This is a genomic window from candidate division WOR-3 bacterium (genome assembly GCA_011052815.1).
Classification (GTDB): Bacteria; Hydrothermota; Tepidihabitantia; order SM23-42; family SM23-42; genus DRIG01.
In genome coordinates this window covers 14,225-33,882 of sequence record DRIG01000043.1, presented here as the reverse complement: position 1 = coordinate 33,882, position 19,658 = coordinate 14,225, and the positions used below count along the sequence as shown (strand labels likewise).

Here is a 19,658-nt window from a genome sequence, read left to right as displayed (position 1 = left end):
TTCTAAACTTTATTTTTTACGAAATATTTCCTGAGACTAACTTTTTACCCTTGGTATTTTGAGCTTTTTATTATAATCAGACACAAATAAATAATGGGTCAGGTTCTTATGTAATAAATTTAGATACGAATGCACTTACCCAGGGTGTATATTTTGTTAAACTCGGCTTGAGTACCCAAACTGTAGTAAAGAAACTGGTATTTGTAAGATAAGAGCACAAAAAACAATATCTTGAAATTACGGATCAGATAAAGCAGATAGTGGAATAAGGTAAATTTGACCCCTCTGCCTTCTGATATCGCCCGGTCCAGTTTTATCTTTTAAAAAATACCCCAAATAGTCCAGTTTTAACTTTTACCTAACATCTGTCAAGTTATAGATTGACTTATTCGATTTTTAAAGTATAATTCTTGTCTGGAGGTATCTATGAAAAAATTACTGATAATATTTGTCGGCCTCTCGGTCGTGGTCTTTGGCCAGTGTCTGTCGTCTCCGATAAGCACCAGAGTAGGGATAAAACTGGGATTCAATCCTGGTTCTTACGACCCCGGCAACGGCGGTGACTCTTTCAGCGGTACTGGAATGCATTTCGGCTTCGGAATGGGTACTGACTTCGTCAGTTTGATATCAATTGATATGGTTCCGCAATTCCGTACGACAAACTACAGCCGCGATGAACTTCTGGGTACAAGAACGTATTCATATAAAAATCTCTATTTTCCGATCCTTGTGTCTCTCAAAGGAGGGATGATCCCGCTGGTTTCTCCTTATCTCGGACTGGGAATCGGTATTAACATTCAATTTGAAGGTATCGACAGATTCGAATTCAACAACGGCACTGCCGTAGAAGATAAGATTGAAGGCTCCAGCACAAGCGGCTTCTTGATTCTCGGAATCGGTGCTGAAATCAAACTGACAAAACTGAGAATCTCTCCTGAATTTACAGCGAACCTTCAACCAAAAGACAGTGATACATCACCCCAAACAACGGATTACCATATATCAGTAGGAGTCTTTTACTCACCATAAGACAAACTCAATGTATGAATGCGGCATTGACATCGGTTCTGTAAGTTTAAAATATGCCGAATTTAAAAACAGCCGGCTCTTAAAAACCGCTTATATAAAGCATCACGGAAAACCGTACGATCTTCTGCTCCAGGTCCTTAAAGAATTTGACAGAATCGATAGGCTGATCGTCACCGGCGGTCTTCTGAAGGAATTAAAAGATGTCCTGAATGCAGTATACATAAACGAGGTTGAAGCAACCACAAACGGAGTGCTCTATTTCCACCCCGACGTCAAATCAATAATCGAAATCGGCGGAGAGGATTCAAAACTGATAAACGTAAGCAACGGAAAGATCAAAGAATTCGCCTCTAATACAATATGTGCCGCGGGTACCGGAATATTCCTTGATCAGCAGGCACGGAGATTATGTTTCGGTATTGAAGAGTTCGGGGACGTCGCCCTCCGTTCCAAAAATCCCGCCCGTATCGCCGGCCGGTGTTCGGTCTTTGCAAAGAGCGATATGATTCATCTGCAGCAGATCGGAACCCGACCTGAAGACCTGATGTGCGGTCTCTGTTTCGCCCTCGCAAGAAATTTCAAAAGTGTCATCGCCAAAGGTAAAAAACTTTCTACACCGATCGCCTTTGTCGGCGGAGTGGCGGCGAATCAAGGTATGATAATGGCGTTTCGAAAAGTCCTCGACATTGTTTCCGATTCCCTCATCATTCCCAGATATTACAACAGCATCGGAGCCATCGGTGCGGTACTTAAGGCAAGGGAGTTTGAAAACAGAACGTATCACGGATACCGTGAGTTTGAACGATGGTTGTCACGGCCCAAGAAAATAAAAAGGCTGGCGCCGCTCGACGGCCATAAAAAATGGTCTCCGATAATCACGGCTTCACCTCCCACGGAAAAGACCAAAGCGTACCTCGGGGTAGACGTCGGTTCCATCTCAACCAATCTTGTCCTGCTGGATAAAAACGGTAAAGTACTCGCCCGCCGCTATCTCTGGACAAAAGGCAGACCGATCGAGGTGGTGCTCCAGGGGCTGAAAGAACTGGAAAAAGAAATGGACGGCAAAGTTGAAATCATCGGTGTCGGGACGACCGGTTCCGGACGTTATCTGATAGGAGAATTCATCGGCGCGGATGTCATCAAAAATGAAATCTCCGCCCAGGCAAGAGCAACGGTTGAAATAGACCCTGATGTTGATACGATCTTTGAAATAGGCGGACAGGACTCAAAATTCATCAGTTTGAAGAACAAAACCATAATTGACTTCGAAATGAACAAGGTCTGCGCCGCCGGCACGGGTTCTTTTCTTGAAGAACAGGCTGAGGTACTCGGCATTGAACTGAAGGAATTCGGTGATCTCGCATTAAAGGCGAGCGCCCCGATAAATCTCGGCGAACGATGCACTGTATTTATCGGCTCTGAAGTCATCCACCACCAGAAGGATAAAAAAGAGCGTGAGAATCTGCTTGCCGGACTCGGTTATTCAATAGTCTTCAATTATCTCAACCGCGTCGTCAACGGTAAACATATCGGTGATAAGATATTTTTCCAAGGAGGGGTGGCGGCGAATAAAGCGGTGGTTTCAGCGTTTGAGCGGGTTTTGAAAAAAAAGATCAATGTCCCCACCAATTACGACATCACCGGGGCGATTGGAATCGCTCTTCTTGTTCGGGAAGCCCAGATAAAAAAGACGAAATTCAAAGGTTTCAGTCTCGGTTCCAGACATTACGAATCTTCGTCGTTTATCTGCAAACACTGCAGCAATGAGTGTGAAATAAATAAAATCGTGATTGAGGGTGAAAAGACAATATATTACGGCGGCAGGTGTGAACGATATGAAGAAAAGAAGAGAAAGAACACGAATAATCTTCCTGATTATTTCAGAATGCGCAATGAAATCTTCTTCGAAACAAAAGAGGTGAGCGGCGTCGAAATAGGCATACCGAGAAGTTTGATTTTTTATGAACTCTTTCCGTTCTTCTACAGATTCCTGGTTGAACTCGGTTTCAAACCCGTGCTCTCTCCGCCTACGTCCCGCAAAACGATTGAACTCGGAACCGAAATCTCTGTCGCAGACACCTGTCTTCCGGTCAAGATCGCCTTTGGACACATCCGCACCCTCATCAACAAAGGAATAAAAAAATTGTTTATACCGAGTGTCATCACTATGCCGAACAAAGAAGAAAAGTTCACCCGGTGTTTTGTCTGCCCTTATGTCCAGACCCTTCCTTATATGGCGCGGGCTGTATTCGACACGGATGTGGAAGTCTTCTCTCCGTATATCTATTTCGACCGCGGCAGAGAAGGTATCGAAGAATCACTCATTCAATTCGGCAGGCGGTTCAACAAAACCGTCACGGAGATAAAAAACGCCATAGCAAAGGCAGAAAAGCACCAGGCAGAAGTTACAGAAAAGATAGAAATCCTCGCGAAAGACGCCCTGGCCAGTATCAAAGATTTTGCATTTGTAATCTGTTCCCGCCCTTATAACGGCTATGACCTGGGGATGAATCTGGATCTACCCAGGAAATTGCGTGACCTGAACGTTCTCTCGATCCCCATCGACTTTATTCCCTTGAATTACAAAGCCATCAAAGAAGACTTCTATAATATGTACTGGCACTATGGCCAGCGTATTCTGTCCGCCGCAGAGACAATCAGGGAAAACAGTAAACTCTTCGCCGTGTATCTTTCAAACTTTTCCTGCGGACCGGATTCCTTCCTGACCCGCTTCTTCAAAGAAAAACTCGGTGAGAAACCTTTTCTGCTTCTTGAACTTGATGAACATTCCGGTGACGCCGGATTCATCACCCGCTGTGAAGCGTTTTACGACAGTATAAGGGGAACAAAGAGCATCGGTGAACCAAAAAAGATAAAGGCAAGAAGTGAAGTGCCGAAAGAACGAAAAATCTACATTCCGGATATGTGTGATGCAGCAAAAATTCTGGCGAGTGCAATGCGCTACGCCGGCTTCAATGCATCTGTTCTTCCTGCCCCGGATCAAACATCGGTGATTCTCGGAAGAAAATTCACTTCAGGACATGAGTGTTTCCCGGCGATTCTCACTGCCGGCGATATGATTAAAAAATTGAACGCCCCTGATTTTGCGCCGGAAAAGAGTGCGTTCTTTATGGCGCAGGGTTCTGGTCCCTGCCGCTTCGGACAATACTATAAACTCCACAGACTTATACTTGATCGACTCGGCTTCGATGATGTTCCGATATACGCTCCTAATCAAGGACCGAGTCTCTTCGACGATCTGGGTCCCATGGGTATGCGCTTCCTTACCTTGACCTGGGACGGCATCTGCGCCGTCGACGCCCTCGAAGCGAAATGCAGGAAAATAAGACCTTATGAGAAAAAAAAAGGAACGACAGACAAAATCTACAAAAAAGCCCTTGAACAGATATGTATTCTCGTTGAAGAAGGCAGAAGCATCATCGGATTTTTAAAAGAAGTAAAGAGGGAACTGGACGGCGTCGAAACGGTCTATCGGGAAAAACCGAAAATCGGCGTCGTCGGCGAAATCTATGTGCGGTCACAAAAATTCAGCAATAACTTTCTTATAAAACAACTTGAAGACCTCGGTTGTGAGGTTTCTTTACCGTCCATCGCCGAGTGGTTCTTCTATACGAACTTCACGCGGATAAAGAACTGTCAATGGTTCCGTGAATATCGACGGGCGAATTTCACCCGGGTCTTTGATAAATATATGAAATGGCGTCACAACAAAATCTACAAAATTTTCGGTTTGACACCGGAATCAGAAATAAAAAAATTGTTAAACTACGCCGACAAAATCTTACACCCCTCATTCGAAGGAGAAGCAATCCTGTCGATCGGCAAAACGATTGAGTACATCAAAGAACATTTTTCAGGGGTCATAAATGTAATGCCTTTCACCTGCATGCCCGGGAACATCGTTACGACCTTATACAAAAGAGTCAAAAAAGAATTTCCCGAATTTCCTCTCTTTGTTCTCGCCTTTGACGGTCTTGAACATTCGATCGATGAGATGCGGTTGGAAACGTTCGTCAGCCAGGCGAGGAACAACCTGTCGGTCGTAAAAGTGTAGATGAAAATCAGCGCCGGACTTCGGAAAATTCTCTTCCTGTTGCTCTTTCCTTTGGTTCTGTTCTGCCGTAAGTGGACGACCCTCGTATATATGGCGGCGGACAATGACCTTGCTCAATGGGCGGACTCAGACCTCGTAGAGATGGAGGCCGTCGGGTCCACCGACGATTTCGCAATCATTGTTCAGGTGGACAAACCATATATCGGAGCAAGACGTCTGCTTATAAAAAAAGGCGGCAATTCTCAGATTGCCGATCTGGGGATCACTGATATGTGCAACTGGCAGACACTCTCTGATTTTCTTGTCTGGGGTATCACAAACTATCCTGCGGACAGATACCTTGTAATTCTCTGGGATCACGGCACCGGCTGGTCATTGGCGCCCCGAAGAACATTCGGCAACGACTGGTCCGGCGGAAGCCGGCTCAGTATATCGAACGGTGATTTCCAAAAGGCGGTGAGTACGGCGTATGATTACACCGGTGAAAAAATAGATATCCTCGCCTTTGACGCCTGTTTGATGCAGCAGACAGAGGTCGTTTATGAAGTAAAAAATTACGTAAGGATGTTTCTGGCGTCCCAGGCTGTCTGTCCGCTACAGGGATTCAAGTATGACGGGATTTTCGAGGTCCTGCGTCTTGACCCGGGAATCGATGAATTCGACCTTGCGGAAAAAATCGTCGAGGTCAACGTCGAGTACTACGCCGATATTCAACCGGTGACTTATTCCGCAATCGCTGCGGAAAAGTTGACGAAACTGAAACAAAGCGGAGATGACCTCTTTTCATCCCTGCTTGAAGGCCTGCCTGCGGCAGAACTCATGGAATTGCGGGAAACCGTCCAGACGATACCGTCCATGGGATTGATTCCGCATCCTGAAGATGAACTGGTGGACTTCGGTGATTTCATAAATGCACTGCATAAAACGCTAAAAACTTCAATGAGTGAAGCACTGATGAATATCTACAATGACCTCATCATCGTCTCTGACTATCGAGGAAGTGATTTCGCAAGAACAACCGGTTTGACCATCTGGTTTCCCTACCGTTATCTGGAATTCAAACAGATGTATGATTATTACAAAAACCTTGAGTGGTCGAACACCCTCTGGGTGAATTTCCTGAACTGGTTTTACGGCGAAGACGACATCAACCCCACAGCGGTATCGTTGAGTGCCGGCAAAGTGGGAAACAACAACGATTTCTCTCTATCCTGGTCCGGTTCCCACGATCTTGCGCCGGTCACCTACAGTATAATAGAAACCAAAGAAATAGACCCGATATTCGAAGATCTGTGTGAAGATTCATCAAAATGGAACTTCGATGGATTCAGCCTTTCCTCTGACAACCCATATTCCGGAAGTTACTCTTTTTTCTCGGGAAACGAAAGCAATCTTAAAAATTCCATCGAAACGAAAGAGATGATATCTCTGAACGACTACGGGCTCTTGACCGTCTATCTCTCATACAATACCGAAGAAAAGAATGATTCGTTGATCATTGAATTCGGAAATCTGAAAGACGTTCATTACGGCGTTTCAGAAGGCTGGCGGAAACGAACCCTGATTCTGCCTGCCGGGAGCAGTCGACTGAAAATCTCCTACCACACCAATGGCGCGATGAATAAAGGAGGAGTTTATATCGACGACGTCAAGATCGAAGAATTGAAATACAGCTGTTTTATAAGAAACTCATTGGCGGACACTGCGCTCTACATCTTCAACAAACTAAAAGGGGAATACTACTATATGGTTCGACCTGAGGACAGATACGGAAATACGGGAAACCTGAGTAATTCCGTTGGTGTCTCTTTAAAAAAATTCGCCCGGCCGTATTCAAAACCGGCTCCTTTCCGCGGTTCCTGTGATATAATCCTGGACTATCCTGATTCTTTGAACCCCACGGTCGAAATATTTTCCATTACCGGCAGGCTGGTTAAAAGATTCACCCCTGAAATGATTAACAATAGAACCGTCCACTGGAACGGTAAGGATATGCATAACAAGGAGGTGGGTTCCGGACTCTATTTTGTTCTGTTGAATTCAGGCTCATTCAAAAAACTGGGAAAGATTGCGAGGCAAAGATGAAACATTATGATTGTGCTATTATCGCAAACGGCGGCGCCGGCGGCATAAAGTTCCCCCGGCGAAGACATCAAGGTCTGGTAAAAGCCGTCGCCGCTGGTTATGAAATTTTGAAGCAGGGTGGTTCCAGCCTTGATGCTGTGGAAAAAGCGGCGATGATTCTGGAAGACAGTAAAGTATTCAACGCTGGAACCGGCTCATACCTCAACCTGACAGGTGAAGTCGAAATGGATGCCTCCCTGATGACGAGCGAGTTGAAATTCGGCGCAGTCGGTGCAATCAAAAACGTCAGATATCCGATAAAAGTCGCACGACTCGTAATGGAAAAGACAGACCATCTTCTGCTTTGTGGCGACGGTGCCGCCAGCTTCGCCTATAAAATGGGTCTTAAAAAATATAACCCCAGAACAAAAGAAAAAATACGCCTCTGGAAAAGAAAGAAAAAGAATATCGACCATTCCTATTTCCCCCAGTTGAAAAAGATAGCAGGACTTTACGGCACCATCGGAGTCGTTGCAATCGATAAGACCGGTCTGATAGCGGTCGCCAATTCGACCGGAGGAATCTCGTTGAATCTACCGGGACGTCTCGGCGACACTCCGATCATCGGCGGAGGAATCTATGCCGACCGTTTCGGAGGGGTCACGGCGACCGGCCACGGTGAAGAGATTATGCGCCATCTGCTCTCATTCCGCGCCGTTTCCCTGATGGCGCGTTATCCTGCACCGCTCGCCAGCAAAAAAATAATCGATTATGCGACCGCACATAATTGCCGCTGTGGGCTCATTGGAATCGATCGAAAAGGAAGGATCCTGAATGTCCACAACACTCCGGCGATGTCCTGGTGTTATATAAAGAAAGGAAGAATGAAATCGTTCAACTATTAAGATTGACAATCAACCATTCCTGGTTATAATTATCCATGGCGAAAATCGACAAAGTACTCTGCCCTTTTTGTATTTTTACCTCAAAATATTTTGATCTCATTCTCACGGAAGACGGGTTTTATATCTGTCCGAACTGCAACGCCACCTTTTCATATGAAGAACTTATGCAGCTTTACAGCCTTACTCAATTTAATTTTGAAATAAAAGAAAAACCATTTTAATCCACCGCGGGAACGATGTTAGACCAAACGACTGAAGGTCAATCCGCCTCTCCCGGTCCCTGAGCTTCACTTTCAAAAATAAGTTTCACTTCTTTAACAGAAGGTTTTCTGTTGTGCCTGAAGAAAAAAATCTCCTGATAATCTTTATAATCAGATTGATACATCTCCTTGTTGAAAATATTTACAGTAATCAAATGGTTCTTACTGAGATAATTACCGATCAATATCTCTACCAGCAGCACCGCCAGGGCGAACACGGCCGTTAGCGGCACCGTGATAAACTTGAGGGAAATCTTCTTTCTCTTGGGCCTTATCTTCTTGGCAGTGGGCTTTGCATAGGCGACCTCTATCTGGCCGGTAGATAAAAGACGATAAAGGCAGGAATAAGTATGAAATTTTCCAAGCCCTGAAATCTCAATCAAATCATCAACACTTCGGTGGCCGTTTAATAATGAAAGAACCCGTGCCTCATCTTCCTGGGGAGTCAATTTCAATTCAGGCCTCTCGACCTTCTTATATACGATATCTCCGGAAGGCACCGCCTCTTTTATTCTGGGCCATTCATCCATCCGCCGTGCGGCTTCTAAAATCAATCCTTCTGTGTTCAACCGTATTTTTATCAAACTTTTTGGATATATTATCGAACCCTCTTCAAATTTAAAAGCCCCTTCCTCCCACTGAAACAACTCGTCAATAACCTCCTGTATCTTGAACTTTATGATTCTTTCGACCTCTTCCGTAGTCAGATATCTGTCTTCCAGAATAATGTTCATAATCGGCCGTTTCGTCTCCTCATGGATCTCTTCCACTAATTTATATACGTTTCTGCCGATCATGCCGGATCTGACCAGATACACCTCCAATCTTTCAACCTTCTCACCCCGTTCATAGAATGCACCGGTTATCTGACCCTCGGCAAAACCGATATCAACGACTTCATTCCGTCTCTTTATCTTCAGAACGCCGGTAAGACGTTCCTGGGATATCAACTGAAGAACACTGGAAAGATTAAGGCTTTTTAAATCTCCCTCAATCGGCATCGCACTCCTTTATTATCAAAAACGAAATTATGTAGGAAAATAACGCAAGAATCATCGCGATAAGGATGAAGATCGGGCTGAAGGGAATCGCTATCCAACCGGCGGGTTTCACGAATATCCTGGGAAAGAGCAGAGGGACATAGCCGAGAATAACGAAAAACATGATTATAAAACCGGTGAGATGTCTGTTTATATATATAAGACCCGCCCCGGGAATAAAAAGATTTACGGCATAGAGGATAAACCGCCTGAGCCGCCTTCTGCTCTTACTCACCGCCCGGCGCAGTTCTTCCTCTGTCTCTGCCCGTTTTGCTGACTTAAATTTTGTAAAACAAGATTCACAGAGAATTTCATCATCGACCTCTTTGAGACATCGTCCGCATATAGGTTTTCCACAGGTCGCGCAATAAAACGGTGGTGTGAATTTGAACGGCAGGAAAGAAAGAATCAAAATAATAACCAGCGGGACAACGTAGATAAACTTGATGAGACCGTTGAATTTCAGCTTTTCGGAAAAGACCATCTTGTAAAAATCAGTATTACCCGGTTTAATGTCGACCGGCTCTTTAAGAAGGCTTGAAAAATTCCGCTTCCTCGCCTCTTCCATAAGTCGTGAGGATTCGGAATACTCGATATTCTTCAATTTTAAAAGTCCCAGATTAAAATACGGCTCGCCTCTATTTCCTGACAGGATTGCGTAATTATAGAGTGATTCGGCGCGGGCGTCTTCATTATATAAAAAATAGATATTCGCCAGATTGTTAACTACGGCGAGGTTCCGGTTGCCACTGTAATAAAGTTCTTCATAAAGAGAAAGCGCCCTTTCAAGATTCCCCTGCTGTTTAAGGCCGTAGGCGATTAATTCTCTGTTTTTACCGTTCGGTTCAATGGTAAGGGAATTGTCGTAGTTGATCATCTCGTACACCTGATAATTATAATTATGCTCTTTCAAGAATGAGATAAAGCTGTTTACGGGAAGCGAGAGGACGAACATAATGATTAAAACGATGAGATTCAGCCGTAACCAGTTCTTTTCCTGCCTGTCCATAATGAATATCAAAAGAAGTGCATAACAGATAAAAATCAGATAGAGATTACGGAAGATTATGATGGGACTCAAAAGGACGATGGTCTTTACGACGTCGAGCATCTGCCCGCCTTTTTCAGGACCCAAACGGTGAGCCGCTGCCGGAAGATAATGAATCGTTTTAATTAAAACATAGACGACACCGCACATAAAGACGGCGGCGGCTAAAATAAGTATTATATTGCTTATTAAAAACAACTGACTGCGGAAATCAGTGAGTATCGGAAGAGCGAAGGCGCTTTTGATTTGCTGTAAATCACGATTCTTTATTGCCAGAGATAATATGGAGAAGAAATTCTCGATCGCCGTGGAGTCGAAGTGAACGGCGAGGTTCAATTTGTTCATCTTTTCTTCATCTGTCTGGGCTTCTTTCGCTTCCCACCGCAGTACCGCGGAAAGATGGAAATTCTTTCTCAAATGGATTTTCTTGAGAAATGAATCGGCTTCCGCACTTCCCGTATTGCTGCGCCAAAACCACAATATCACCGGGTTGTCGGCAAAGTCCGCTACCCTGTATTCCTTCCTTGTCAACCCTTTGAAAACGACTTCGCTCTCCGGAGAGTTCAAGAACTGTTTATATTGAATGCTGAATTGGCACATCAGACAGAGTAAAAAAATTGCCATATACAAGCATTATAAATTAAATTTCACGGATGTCAATACCCCCCTTTTCTTGACTTTATTATTATATTGGATATAATAGAAAGGGCGTTCAGAGATTGAATTATTGGATTCTGATTATTAATTACTAATTTATCTGTTAAATTTTTTGTATGAGAAAGGAGGAATTGATGCCCGAAGTCAGAATTTTGGAAGAAATTTGTAAAGGATGCGGACTCTGCTGCGATAATATCTGCCCGGTGGATATTCTCGTCCTTTCTCCAGATCGTATTAATTCGAATGGGTATCATCCGGCGACGATCACTGATATGACGAAGTGCAAAGGATGCGGTTACTGTTATATGGTCTGTCCAGAACCGGCGATTGAGGTCTATAAATAAGGAGGCGAAAAATGAATAAAGCGAATAAAGCAGAGAAAAAATTGATGTACGGAAATCATGCTTTGGTGGAAGGAGTTATCCACGCAGGCTGTCGTTTCTTTGCCGGCTATCCCATCACCCCCCAGAATGAAATTCCTGAATTTATGTCGATCAGGATGAATGAGGAAGGTGGGGTCTTTGTCCAGACAGAAAGTGAGATAGCCGCAATCAATATGCTTTTCGGAGCCGCCGCCGCGGGAAAACGTGCGATGACGTCGTCCTCTTCACCGGGAATAAGCCTGATGCAGGAAGGCATCTCATATATCGCCGGCGCCGACCTCCCGGTTCTGGTGGTCAACGTCATCAGAGGCGGCCCGGGACTCGGCAATATCGCTCCCGCCCAATCAGACTATTATCAGGCGACCCGGGGAGGCGGTCATGGTGATTACTTTACAATAACCCTCGCGCCCTATTCAGCCCAAGACCTGTTTGAATTCCCCAGGCTCGCCTTTGAGCTGGCGGAGAAATATCGAAATCCGGCACTTATCGTCGCCGATGGAATTCTGGGACAGATGATGGAACCCGTTGAATTCAGTTATGAACCGATTGATCCAGAGAGTCTTCCTGAACCGGAATGGGCGCTGTCAGGATGTAAAGGAAGAGAAAGAAGGGTTGTCCGCTCTTATGATTTACGACCCGGCAAACTCGAAGCCCTGAATCACCAACGCACCAAAAAGTATGAAGAGATAAAAAAGAAAGAACAGCGCTTTGATGCGTTGGAGTGTGATGACGCGGATATCGTCATCGTCGCCTATGGAACGTGTGCCCGGGTCTGCAGCGCGGTGATCAAGATGGCGCGGAGCAAAGGATACAAAGTAGGACTTCTGAGACCGATAACCCTGTGGCCCTTTCCTGCGGATGTACTGGCGGATCTTTCAAAAAAGGTCGAACATTTTCTAGTAGTCGAGATGAACTGCGGTCAGATGATCGACGACGTCAAACTTGCCACAGAATGCCGCTCAAAGATTTCTTTCCATGGCCGTCCAGGAGGAGGAGTACCGACACCCCCTGAAGTTCTTGAAAAAGTTGAGGCAATACTCGGAGGTGAAAAATGAAGAAACTCTTTGGCAGACCCGAAGGATTGACTTCCACCCTTCTGAGATACTGTCCGGGTTGCGGCCACGGTATTGTCCATCGGATTATCGGTGAGCTGCTTGTCGAGCTGAATATAAGAGAACGGGCGATAGGCATTGCACCGGTCGGTTGCTCGGTCTTTGCAGATGAATACTTCAACTGTGATATGATTCAACCACCCCATGGCAGGGGTCCGGCAGTATCGACGGGGATAAAACGCGTACGTCCTGATTGTATCGTCTTCAGTTATCAGGGAGACGGCGACCTCGCTGCCATTGGAACGGCTGAGATTATCCACGCCGGTGCCCGCAATGAAAATATAACCATCGTCTTTATAAATAATGCGATCTTCGGAATGACAGGTGGTCAGCTCGCACCGACCACCCTGCCCGGAATGAAATCAACGACCTCGGTGAACGGCCGAGACGTCAAAAAACAGGGTTATCCAATGAAAGTCTGTGAACTGCTTGCAGCACTCGATGGTCCGTACTATCTGGAACGATGCGCCGTAGATACACCGAAAAACGTGATAAAGACCAAAAAGGCGTTAAAGAGAGCGTTCAAAAACCAGATGGACAATAAAGGTTTTTCTCTCATTGAAATACTGTCGATGTGTCCGACCGGTTGGGGACAGACTCCTGTTCAGGCGAAAAAATGGATCGGCGAAGTGATGGCTCAGTACTATCCTCTGGGTGTATATCGGGACCGCGCAAAGGAGGAAAAATGATTAAAGAAATCATAATTGCAGGATTCGGTGGTCAGGGTATCGTAAGCTCAGGCATCATCCTCGCCCACGGTGGTTTGCTCGAAGATAAAAACGTCACCTTCTTTCCTTCCTACGGAGCTGAAATGCGGGGAGGAACAGCGAACTGCTCGGTCGTCATATCCTCTGAACCGGTGGCTTCACCGATCGTCGCCGCTCCGGATATCGTCATAATAATGAATGAACCCTCTCTCACACGTTTTGAACCCACGGTTAAATCGAACGGACTGCTCTTCTTTAATAAAACCCTTATAAAGTCAAGACCGACACGTAAAGATATAACGATAATCCCCATTGAAGCCAATGCGGTCGCCGAAGAACTGGGTCAGGGTAGAATTGCAAATATGGTTATGCTCGGTGCTATGATAAAAAAGACAAAATTACTCTCTCTGGAAACATTGAAAAAGGCACAACGCAAGCGGTTCAAAAAGGCGAACGAAGAGCAACTGGCTTTGAACGACAGGGCGCTGGAAAAAGGGTATGGCCTTTTATAGGAATCACCGTACCCGATTTTTTTAGAAATCGCTTTTAATTTTCGAGGGATCGGGACTTAAGAAGTCGGTAATGAAGCAGCATGCTTGATGATATACTTCCTTTGGTGAAAAAACCAATCCGCTACACAGGCGGGGAGTACAATATCACCGTCAAAACGACTCCTTCGGTGGTGGTGGGTATTCTATTTCCGGAAATATATGAAATAGGTATGTCGAATCTCGGCATCAAGATCATCTATTCTCTCTTCAATCGGATTGAAGGAGTGCAGTGCGAACGAATCTTCGCACCCTGGCCCGATTTCGGAGAACAGCTTTTGAATAAAAAAATTCCACTCTATGGTCTGGAGACGAAAAAGCCGATAAAAGAGTTCGACCTCATCGGTTTCTCGCTGCAGAGTGAACTGTCTTACACCACGGTCTTATATCTCCTTGAATTAGCCGGCATTCCTTATAAAAGTTCAGAACGAACAGACAGAGAGCCAATTCTCATCGCCGGCGGACCCGCAGTCCTGAATCCGACTCCCTTATCACCTGTCTTCGATGCCTTTGTCATCGGCGACGGCGAAACAGTCGTGGAAAAAATTGCTGAAATTCTCAAATCCATACCCAAAGGGCAAAAGGCAACAAGGCTGGAAGAACTTGCAAAGATACAGGGCATCTGGGTTCCTCAACTCCATAAATACGACAGGAAAATCAAAAAATCCATTGTGCCGTCATTGGATGAAAAGACGATTCCTTCACCGCCGATCGTCCCGATCTGTGAAATCACCCACGACCGGCTTGCGATAGAAGTGATGCGGGGCTGCACCTGGGGTTGCCGTTTTTGTCAGGCGGGTTATGTCAACCGGCCCTTACGCATCAGACCAGCGGAACAGATTATCAGGGCGGTCGAAAAAGGAATCAGGGAAACCGGCTGGGAAGAAATTTCCCTGCTTTCTTTCTCAATCCTTGATTATCCCGACCTGTTGAATTTGATCCGCAAGTTGAATGAAATATTGAAAAAGAAGATGGTCAATATTTCACTTCCGGCGATGCGCGGTGAGCTGTTCAGTGAAGACCTCGGTTTACTCCTCAAAGAAATAAAGAAAACAGGGCTCACCTTCGCCCCTGAAACGGCGAGTGAACAACTGCGTTACAAACTGAACAAACCATTTTCCAATGAAAAACTCATTTCATCCATTAATACGGCTTACCGTCTCGGCTGGAAACAGGTTAAGTTATATATGATGATCGGCCTGCCCTTTGAAAAAGAAGATGATATAAAAGAGATCCATACTCTTATCGACCAGATTCTAAAGGCATATTCAAAAGGCAATATAAAACTTGCGGTCAACCCGTTCATTCCAAAGCCCCACACCCCGTTTGAAGGGGTTGAATTCACGCCGATCCCCGAGTTGAACGCCAAGATCGAACAAATCAAAAAAATGAAAAAACGGCGTCTCGAAATCAAATATCAGTCCCCGGAAGTCTCTTTTATAGAAGCGTTTCTCTCAAGGGCTGACGAAAAAATATTCCCGGTGATTGAAGAAGTATATAAACAGGGAGCTAAATTCGAGGAGTGGCGCGAAGGATTTGATTTTTCAAAATGGCGCACCGCGTGTGAAAAACACGGCATAGACCCTGATGAATATCTCAAACCCAGGGACAAATACCCCTGGGACTTTATCGACATCGGGGTATCAAAGGAATTCTTGAAGAAAGAGTCTGAGCGTGCCCGGGATTCAATCACCACTGAAAATTGTTATTACAAAACCTGCTCAAACTGCGGTGCGTGTGACGGCAATATTGAAAAACACTTCTCAAGCAAAGAAGTGTATGTAGGATACGGCCGGTATCCAAAAAAGAAGACGGCTTCCATCCTCTATCGAGTTAAATATTCAGTCGGCGAGCCTTTCAGGTACGCTTCGCACCGTGATGTCACCCGGACGATATATCGGTCTCTGCGAAGATCTAATCTACCGATTCAATTCACCCAGGGATTTTCACCGATACCAAAGGTCTCTTTCTGCCCACCGAAAAGCGTCGGGCAGATAACAAAAGGAGATTTTTTTGATTTTTATCTTGAGAAACAATATTTCGGGAACATTTCCATGGAACTGAATAAATCGTTTCCCAACGGCATTCGGATTCTGGAAGTCCGTGCCTTACCGTCCGCCGCCCCTTCTCTTTCCAGTTCCATAAATCTGATATATTATGAAGTCGACATACCCAGAAACGCCATAAAAAAGCCCCTTGAGCTTCCCCGTGATAAACCGCTCTACATCCAGACAAAATCAGGTATGAAGGACGTACTTGACGGGGTGGAGTCGTTGAATTACGACGATGGAGTATTAACCTGTGGTTTGCGTTTCGGAGGGAAAAAGATTAATATCTATGAACTCATTTCTTTTCTTACGGATAATTCAATAGAGATGAGCAGAACATATAAGATAACCCGAACAACTATGTTCATTAAAAAAGAGGGTATATTATATTCTCCCATGGAGGTAAAGTGAAAAGAAAGGAAATAGTTATAAGTGTCTCAAACACAGAAACAAGAATCGCCCTTTTGGTCGATAATATTCTCCTTGAGTATTACCTGGAACGACCGGAGCAGAACAGTCTCGTAGGACATATCTATAAAGCAAAAGTACTCAACCTTATTCCGGGATTGAAAGCCGCGTTTGTTGATATCGGGCTTGACCGAAACGGTTTTCTTCCCCTGAATGAAATACCGTTTGAAGAATTCTCCGACCTCTTTGAAAGCGACGTCGAACTGGAACACGAATATCGACCTGAAGAGATCAAGCTCAAAAAGAATCAGGAAATCATCGTGCAGGTCACAAAAGATTCTTACGGAATAAAAGGACCACGCGTTACTTCTTTTATTTCGCTTCCCGGTAGATACGTCGTACTGTTGATCAACGCAAAAAACGTCGGGGTCTCCCGAAAAATCCGCCATCGTCGGGAAAGGGAAACCCTTTTTAAAATAGGAAAACAGATAAAACCGGAAGGAATGGGATTAATCATCCGAACCGCAGCGGCAAAAGCCAAATCCGTTGAGATCAAAAAAGAGGTCGAACTGTTGAAAAGTAATTACGAGAAAAGTTTGAAACAGATAAAAGATCCTGCACCGGTTTTGATCTACAAGGAGCCGGACGCAGTGATAAAAACCGTTCGGGATCTCTTTAACAGTGAAATCCGCAATCTCTACATCGATGACGAAAAAGAATACAGAAAGATACTTACTTATCTCGGCTCGGTGTCCCCGCGTATGAGATCCCGTGTTAAACTGTACAACGACCCCCAGCCGATCTTTCAGAAGTTCAACATAGAAGAGCAGTTGAAAGACATTCAGGAACGAAAAATATGGTTGCGCAGTGGAGGGTATATAGTTATCGATCAGACCGAGGCGCTCGTCGCCATTGACGTAAATACCGGTAAATCCTCAAAAGAAAAACAGGCGGAAAAACTGGCTCTTGCGACGAATCTTGAAGCCCTGAGGGAGATTGCACGCCAGCTCAGGCTGCGTGATATCGGCGGTCTGGTCATCGTCGACCTCATTGACCTGGAAAAAAGAGAAAACGTCAACAAGATGCTTCGGGAATTCCGGACCCTGATTCGTGACGACCGTGCCCGCTACCGCATAGGCGGCATCAGTGAATTCGGCCTCCTGCAATTCACGCGTGAACGCTCGAGGGCGAGTGTCACCCACGTTCTGACTGAAACCTGTCCGGTATGTAAAGGTAGAGGAAGAATAGTTTCGCGCCAGAGTACTGTCGGCTACATCGAAAGATGGTTTTTGAACAACGGAAAGACCATAAGGGGGAAGATGGTCGAGTTAAGGACGTCACCGAGACTCGCCGATTTTCTCAGTCTGCAGCATGCAGAAACCCTTGCAAAGTTGTCAAAAGAATACAACCTGATCTTGAGGGTGAAAGGTGACTACTCGATAAACGACGGTGATTTCAAGGTGGTGGTCGTATGAAGGGCGTAAGTTACTTCAACAAAAAGATAGAAGAGCTCAAAAGGCTTTCCCGGATCTGTCGCGGTGATATCATCAAGATGACGACGATCGCCGGTTCAGGTCACCCTGCCGGCTCGATGTCATCCATTGATATCTATCTGACGCTCTTCACCTTCGCCAATATTACACCGGAAAATATCGACGACCCCAGACGTGACAGAATCATTGTAAGTCACGGCCACACTTCACCGGCGCTCTACTCCTGCCTTGCCCGTCTCGGCTTCATCGACATCGCCGAATTACTCGTCGGCTTCCGGAAAATCAACAGTCCTTTTGAAGGCCATATCGAACGAAACATCCCCGGTGTCGAGTGGTCAACAGGAAATCTGGGCCAGGGATTGTCTGCCGGTTGCGGTTTTGCACTGGCTTCAAAATTACATAAAACGAACTACGATACCTTTGTGGTGATGAGTGACGCCGAGCAGGCAAAAGGTCAGGTAGGTGAAGCGAGACGCTTTGCCCGGAAATTCGGGTTGAACAACCTTACGGTGATCATCGACAATAATCACTTCCAGATATCAGGCAGGACCGAAGAGGTAATGCCTGTAAGAATAAAAGAAAACTACATCGCCGACGGCTGGGAGGTGCTGGAGGTGGACGGGCATGATTTTCAAAGTCTGTACAGTGCCATAAAAAAGGCACTGGGAGACCAGGAAAACCCCTATGCAATCATCGCCCGCACTGTAATGGGCTGCGGCGTGTCATTTATGGAGAATAAAGCGGATTTTCACGGCAAGGCGGCGACACCCGAAGAATGCAAAAGAGCACTGAAAGAACTGGGAGTCGAAGATGATCTGGAAGAATTGTTGAGAAATAAAGATTCGAAAAAGAGTTTTACGAAGTTCAATCGTAAAGACCCACCACAACCGCTGATAAAAACCGGCACTCCGAAAATCTACGAAGAAACGACCCACCCCAGAGCGGTATTCGGTAATGTCTTAGCGGAAATTGCTGAAATGAATCCGCAGGATAAAATAGCGGTCTTTGATTGTGACCTCGCCGGTTCAGTGAAAGTCACCAAATTCGCTGAAATAAAACCGACAAATTTCTTCGAAGCCGGAGTAAGTGAACATACCACGGCGACTACTGCCGGTGCATTGTCGATAAACGGTATTCTAACACTCTGGGCAGACTTCGGTGTATTCAACATCGATGAAGTCTATAACCAGCTGCGGCTCAACGACATCAACAATACGAACTTAAAGATTATCGCCACGCATCTGGGATACAATGTAGGACCCGACGGTAAAACTCATCACTGTATCGATTACATCGGCTTGCTCAGAAATCTCTTCGGCTTCAAACTCGTAATCCCCGCTGATCCGAATCAAACCGACCGCATAATACGATACGTGCTGAACCAGACCGGAAATTATGTAATCGCCCTGACAAGAAGTAAACTGCCGATAATCAGAAACGAGAGTGGAAAAGTATTTTTTGATAAGGATTATAAATTCACCTACGGAAAGATCGATTTGATAAGAGAAGGTAATGACTGTGTGCTGTTCACAATGGGTGCAATGGTGAATCAGGCCCTCTCGGCGTGGCAGGCCCTGAAGAAAGACGGTATCGGCATGCGGATCTACAACATTTCTTCACCCCTGCATATCGACAGGGAAATCATCACCGACGCCGCTGCCACCGGTTGTATTATCACCTATGAAGACCACATCGCCCGGACAGGTCTGGGCGGCATCATCGGCCAGATAATTGCGGAGAATAAGGTAAGTACGAATTTCGTGAAATTGGGTATTGAAAATTACGGCGGTTCTGACAATGCCGGGAGGCTCTATCGTAAATACGGGCTTGACAGCGACTCGCTGGGTTCTTTCGTGAAAAAAATGTTGCAGAAATAAATAA

14 protein-coding genes and 1 pseudogene are annotated in these 19,658 nt (G+C 45.4%); 13 read left to right on the top strand and 2 right to left on the bottom strand.

All coding sequences use genetic code 11. The features are described 5' to 3' along the window. Positions 1-77 precede the first annotated feature (77 nt). From ENI34_04125 to ENI34_04100, 6 genes and pseudogenes are all read left to right on the top strand, one after another. A pseudogene (locus tag ENI34_04125) lies at positions 78-212 on the top strand (T9SS type A sorting domain-containing protein). Between the two features lie 214 nt (positions 213-426). Then, on the top strand, positions 427-1,029 hold the full coding sequence (locus tag ENI34_04120) for a hypothetical protein (GenBank protein ID HEC78314.1): 603 nt from the start codon (positions 427-429) through the stop codon (positions 1,027-1,029). 10 nt (positions 1,030-1,039) lie between these two features. Continuing rightward, positions 1,040-5,104 carry a CoA activase gene (locus tag ENI34_04115; protein HEC78313.1) on the top strand — a complete coding sequence of 1,355 codons (4,065 nt, stop codon included), beginning with the start codon at positions 1,040-1,042 and terminating at the stop codon, positions 5,102-5,104. Further along, positions 5,105-7,189 carry a hypothetical protein gene (locus ENI34_04110; GenBank protein ID HEC78312.1) on the top strand — a complete coding sequence of 695 codons (2,085 nt, stop codon included), beginning with the start codon at positions 5,105-5,107 and terminating at the stop codon, positions 7,187-7,189. Further along, positions 7,186-8,073 carry an asparaginase gene (locus ENI34_04105; protein HEC78311.1) on the top strand — a complete coding sequence of 296 codons (888 nt, stop codon included), beginning with the start codon at positions 7,186-7,188 and terminating at the stop codon, positions 8,071-8,073. Before ENI34_04110 ends, ENI34_04105 begins: the two co-directional genes overlap by 4 nt. A 35-nt stretch (positions 8,074-8,108) precedes the next feature. Beyond that, a complete protein-coding gene (locus ENI34_04100; GenBank protein ID HEC78310.1) occupies positions 8,109-8,294 on the top strand; it encodes a hypothetical protein in 186 nt (61 codons plus the stop codon). Between the two features lie 38 nt (positions 8,295-8,332). Here ENI34_04100 and ENI34_04095 read toward each other — a convergent pair whose 3' ends face one another. Both ENI34_04095 and ENI34_04090 read right to left on the bottom strand, forming a co-directional pair. After that, a complete protein-coding gene (locus ENI34_04095; protein HEC78309.1) occupies positions 8,333-9,334 on the bottom strand; it encodes a DUF4388 domain-containing protein in 1,002 nt (333 codons plus the stop codon). Continuing rightward, positions 9,324-11,045, bottom strand: a complete 1,722-nt coding sequence (locus tag ENI34_04090) for a hypothetical protein (protein ID HEC78308.1) — start codon at positions 11,043-11,045, stop codon at positions 9,324-9,326. Before ENI34_04090 ends, ENI34_04095 begins: the two co-directional genes overlap by 11 nt. Positions 11,046-11,212: 167 nt before the next feature. On the opposite strand from ENI34_04090, the gene ENI34_04085 reads away from it, so the two are divergent. The 7 genes from ENI34_04085 to ENI34_04055 all read left to right on the top strand — a co-directional run bounded on the left by ENI34_04085 (position 11,213) and on the right by ENI34_04055 (position 19,654). Continuing rightward, positions 11,213-11,422: a hypothetical protein gene (locus ENI34_04085; protein ID HEC78307.1), complete on the top strand. Its 210-nt coding sequence runs from the start codon at positions 11,213-11,215 to the stop codon at positions 11,420-11,422. An 11-nt stretch (positions 11,423-11,433) separates the two neighbouring features. Next, entirely contained in the window at positions 11,434-12,516 is a 1,083-nt protein-coding gene (gene vorB, locus ENI34_04080) for a 3-methyl-2-oxobutanoate dehydrogenase subunit VorB (protein ID HEC78306.1), read from the top strand. Beyond that, positions 12,513-13,262 carry a 2-oxoglutarate oxidoreductase gene (locus ENI34_04075; GenBank protein ID HEC78305.1) on the top strand — a complete coding sequence of 250 codons (750 nt, stop codon included), beginning with the start codon at positions 12,513-12,515 and terminating at the stop codon, positions 13,260-13,262. The genes vorB and ENI34_04075 overlap by 4 nt, the downstream gene beginning before the upstream one ends. Continuing rightward, positions 13,259-13,792 carry a 2-oxoacid:ferredoxin oxidoreductase subunit gamma gene (locus ENI34_04070; protein ID HEC78304.1) on the top strand — a complete coding sequence of 178 codons (534 nt, stop codon included), beginning with the start codon at positions 13,259-13,261 and terminating at the stop codon, positions 13,790-13,792. The genes ENI34_04075 and ENI34_04070 overlap by 4 nt, the downstream gene beginning before the upstream one ends. 80 nt (positions 13,793-13,872) lie before the next feature. After that, positions 13,873-16,287, top strand: coding sequence for a TIGR03960 family B12-binding radical SAM protein (locus tag ENI34_04065; protein ID HEC78303.1), 2,415 nt, complete (start codon positions 13,873-13,875; stop codon positions 16,285-16,287). After that, a complete protein-coding gene (locus ENI34_04060) occupies positions 16,260-17,759 on the top strand; it encodes an Rne/Rng family ribonuclease (GenBank protein HEC78302.1) in 1,500 nt (499 codons plus the stop codon). The genes ENI34_04065 and ENI34_04060 overlap by 28 nt, the downstream gene beginning before the upstream one ends. Continuing rightward, positions 17,756-19,654 (top strand): transketolase, encoded by a 1,899-nt coding sequence (locus tag ENI34_04055; GenBank protein HEC78301.1) that lies wholly within the window; start codon positions 17,756-17,758, stop codon positions 19,652-19,654. The genes ENI34_04060 and ENI34_04055 overlap by 4 nt, the downstream gene beginning before the upstream one ends. Positions 19,655-19,658 lie beyond the last annotated feature (4 nt).

Excerpts from the sequence above, each read along its gene's own strand:
- ENI34_04095 (HEC78309.1), bottom strand. The coding sequence starts at position 9,334 with ATGCCGATTGAGGGAGATTTAAAAAGCCTTAATCTTTCCAGTGTTCTT.
- ENI34_04115 (HEC78313.1), top strand. The coding sequence starts at position 1,040 with ATGTATGAATGCGGCATTGACATCGGTTCTGTAAGTTTAAAATATGCC.
- ENI34_04070 (HEC78304.1), top strand. The coding sequence starts at position 13,259 with ATGATTAAAGAAATCATAATTGCAGGATTCGGTGGTCAGGGTATCGTA.
- ENI34_04120 (HEC78314.1), top strand. The coding sequence starts at position 427 with ATGAAAAAATTACTGATAATATTTGTCGGCCTCTCGGTCGTGGTCTTT.
- ENI34_04090 (HEC78308.1), bottom strand. The coding sequence starts at position 11,045 with ATGGCAATTTTTTTACTCTGTCTGATGTGCCAATTCAGCATTCAATAT.
- ENI34_04100 (HEC78310.1), top strand. The coding sequence starts at position 8,109 with ATGGCGAAAATCGACAAAGTACTCTGCCCTTTTTGTATTTTTACCTCA.
- ENI34_04055 (HEC78301.1), top strand. The coding sequence starts at position 17,756 with ATGAAGGGCGTAAGTTACTTCAACAAAAAGATAGAAGAGCTCAAAAGG.
- ENI34_04065 (HEC78303.1), top strand. The coding sequence starts at position 13,873 with ATGCTTGATGATATACTTCCTTTGGTGAAAAAACCAATCCGCTACACA.
- ENI34_04075 (HEC78305.1), top strand. The coding sequence starts at position 12,513 with ATGAAGAAACTCTTTGGCAGACCCGAAGGATTGACTTCCACCCTTCTG.
- ENI34_04085 (HEC78307.1), top strand. The coding sequence starts at position 11,213 with ATGCCCGAAGTCAGAATTTTGGAAGAAATTTGTAAAGGATGCGGACTC.
- ENI34_04110 (HEC78312.1), top strand. The coding sequence starts at position 5,105 with ATGAAAATCAGCGCCGGACTTCGGAAAATTCTCTTCCTGTTGCTCTTT.
- vorB (HEC78306.1), top strand. The coding sequence starts at position 11,434 with ATGAATAAAGCGAATAAAGCAGAGAAAAAATTGATGTACGGAAATCAT.
- ENI34_04105 (HEC78311.1), top strand. The coding sequence starts at position 7,186 with ATGAAACATTATGATTGTGCTATTATCGCAAACGGCGGCGCCGGCGGC.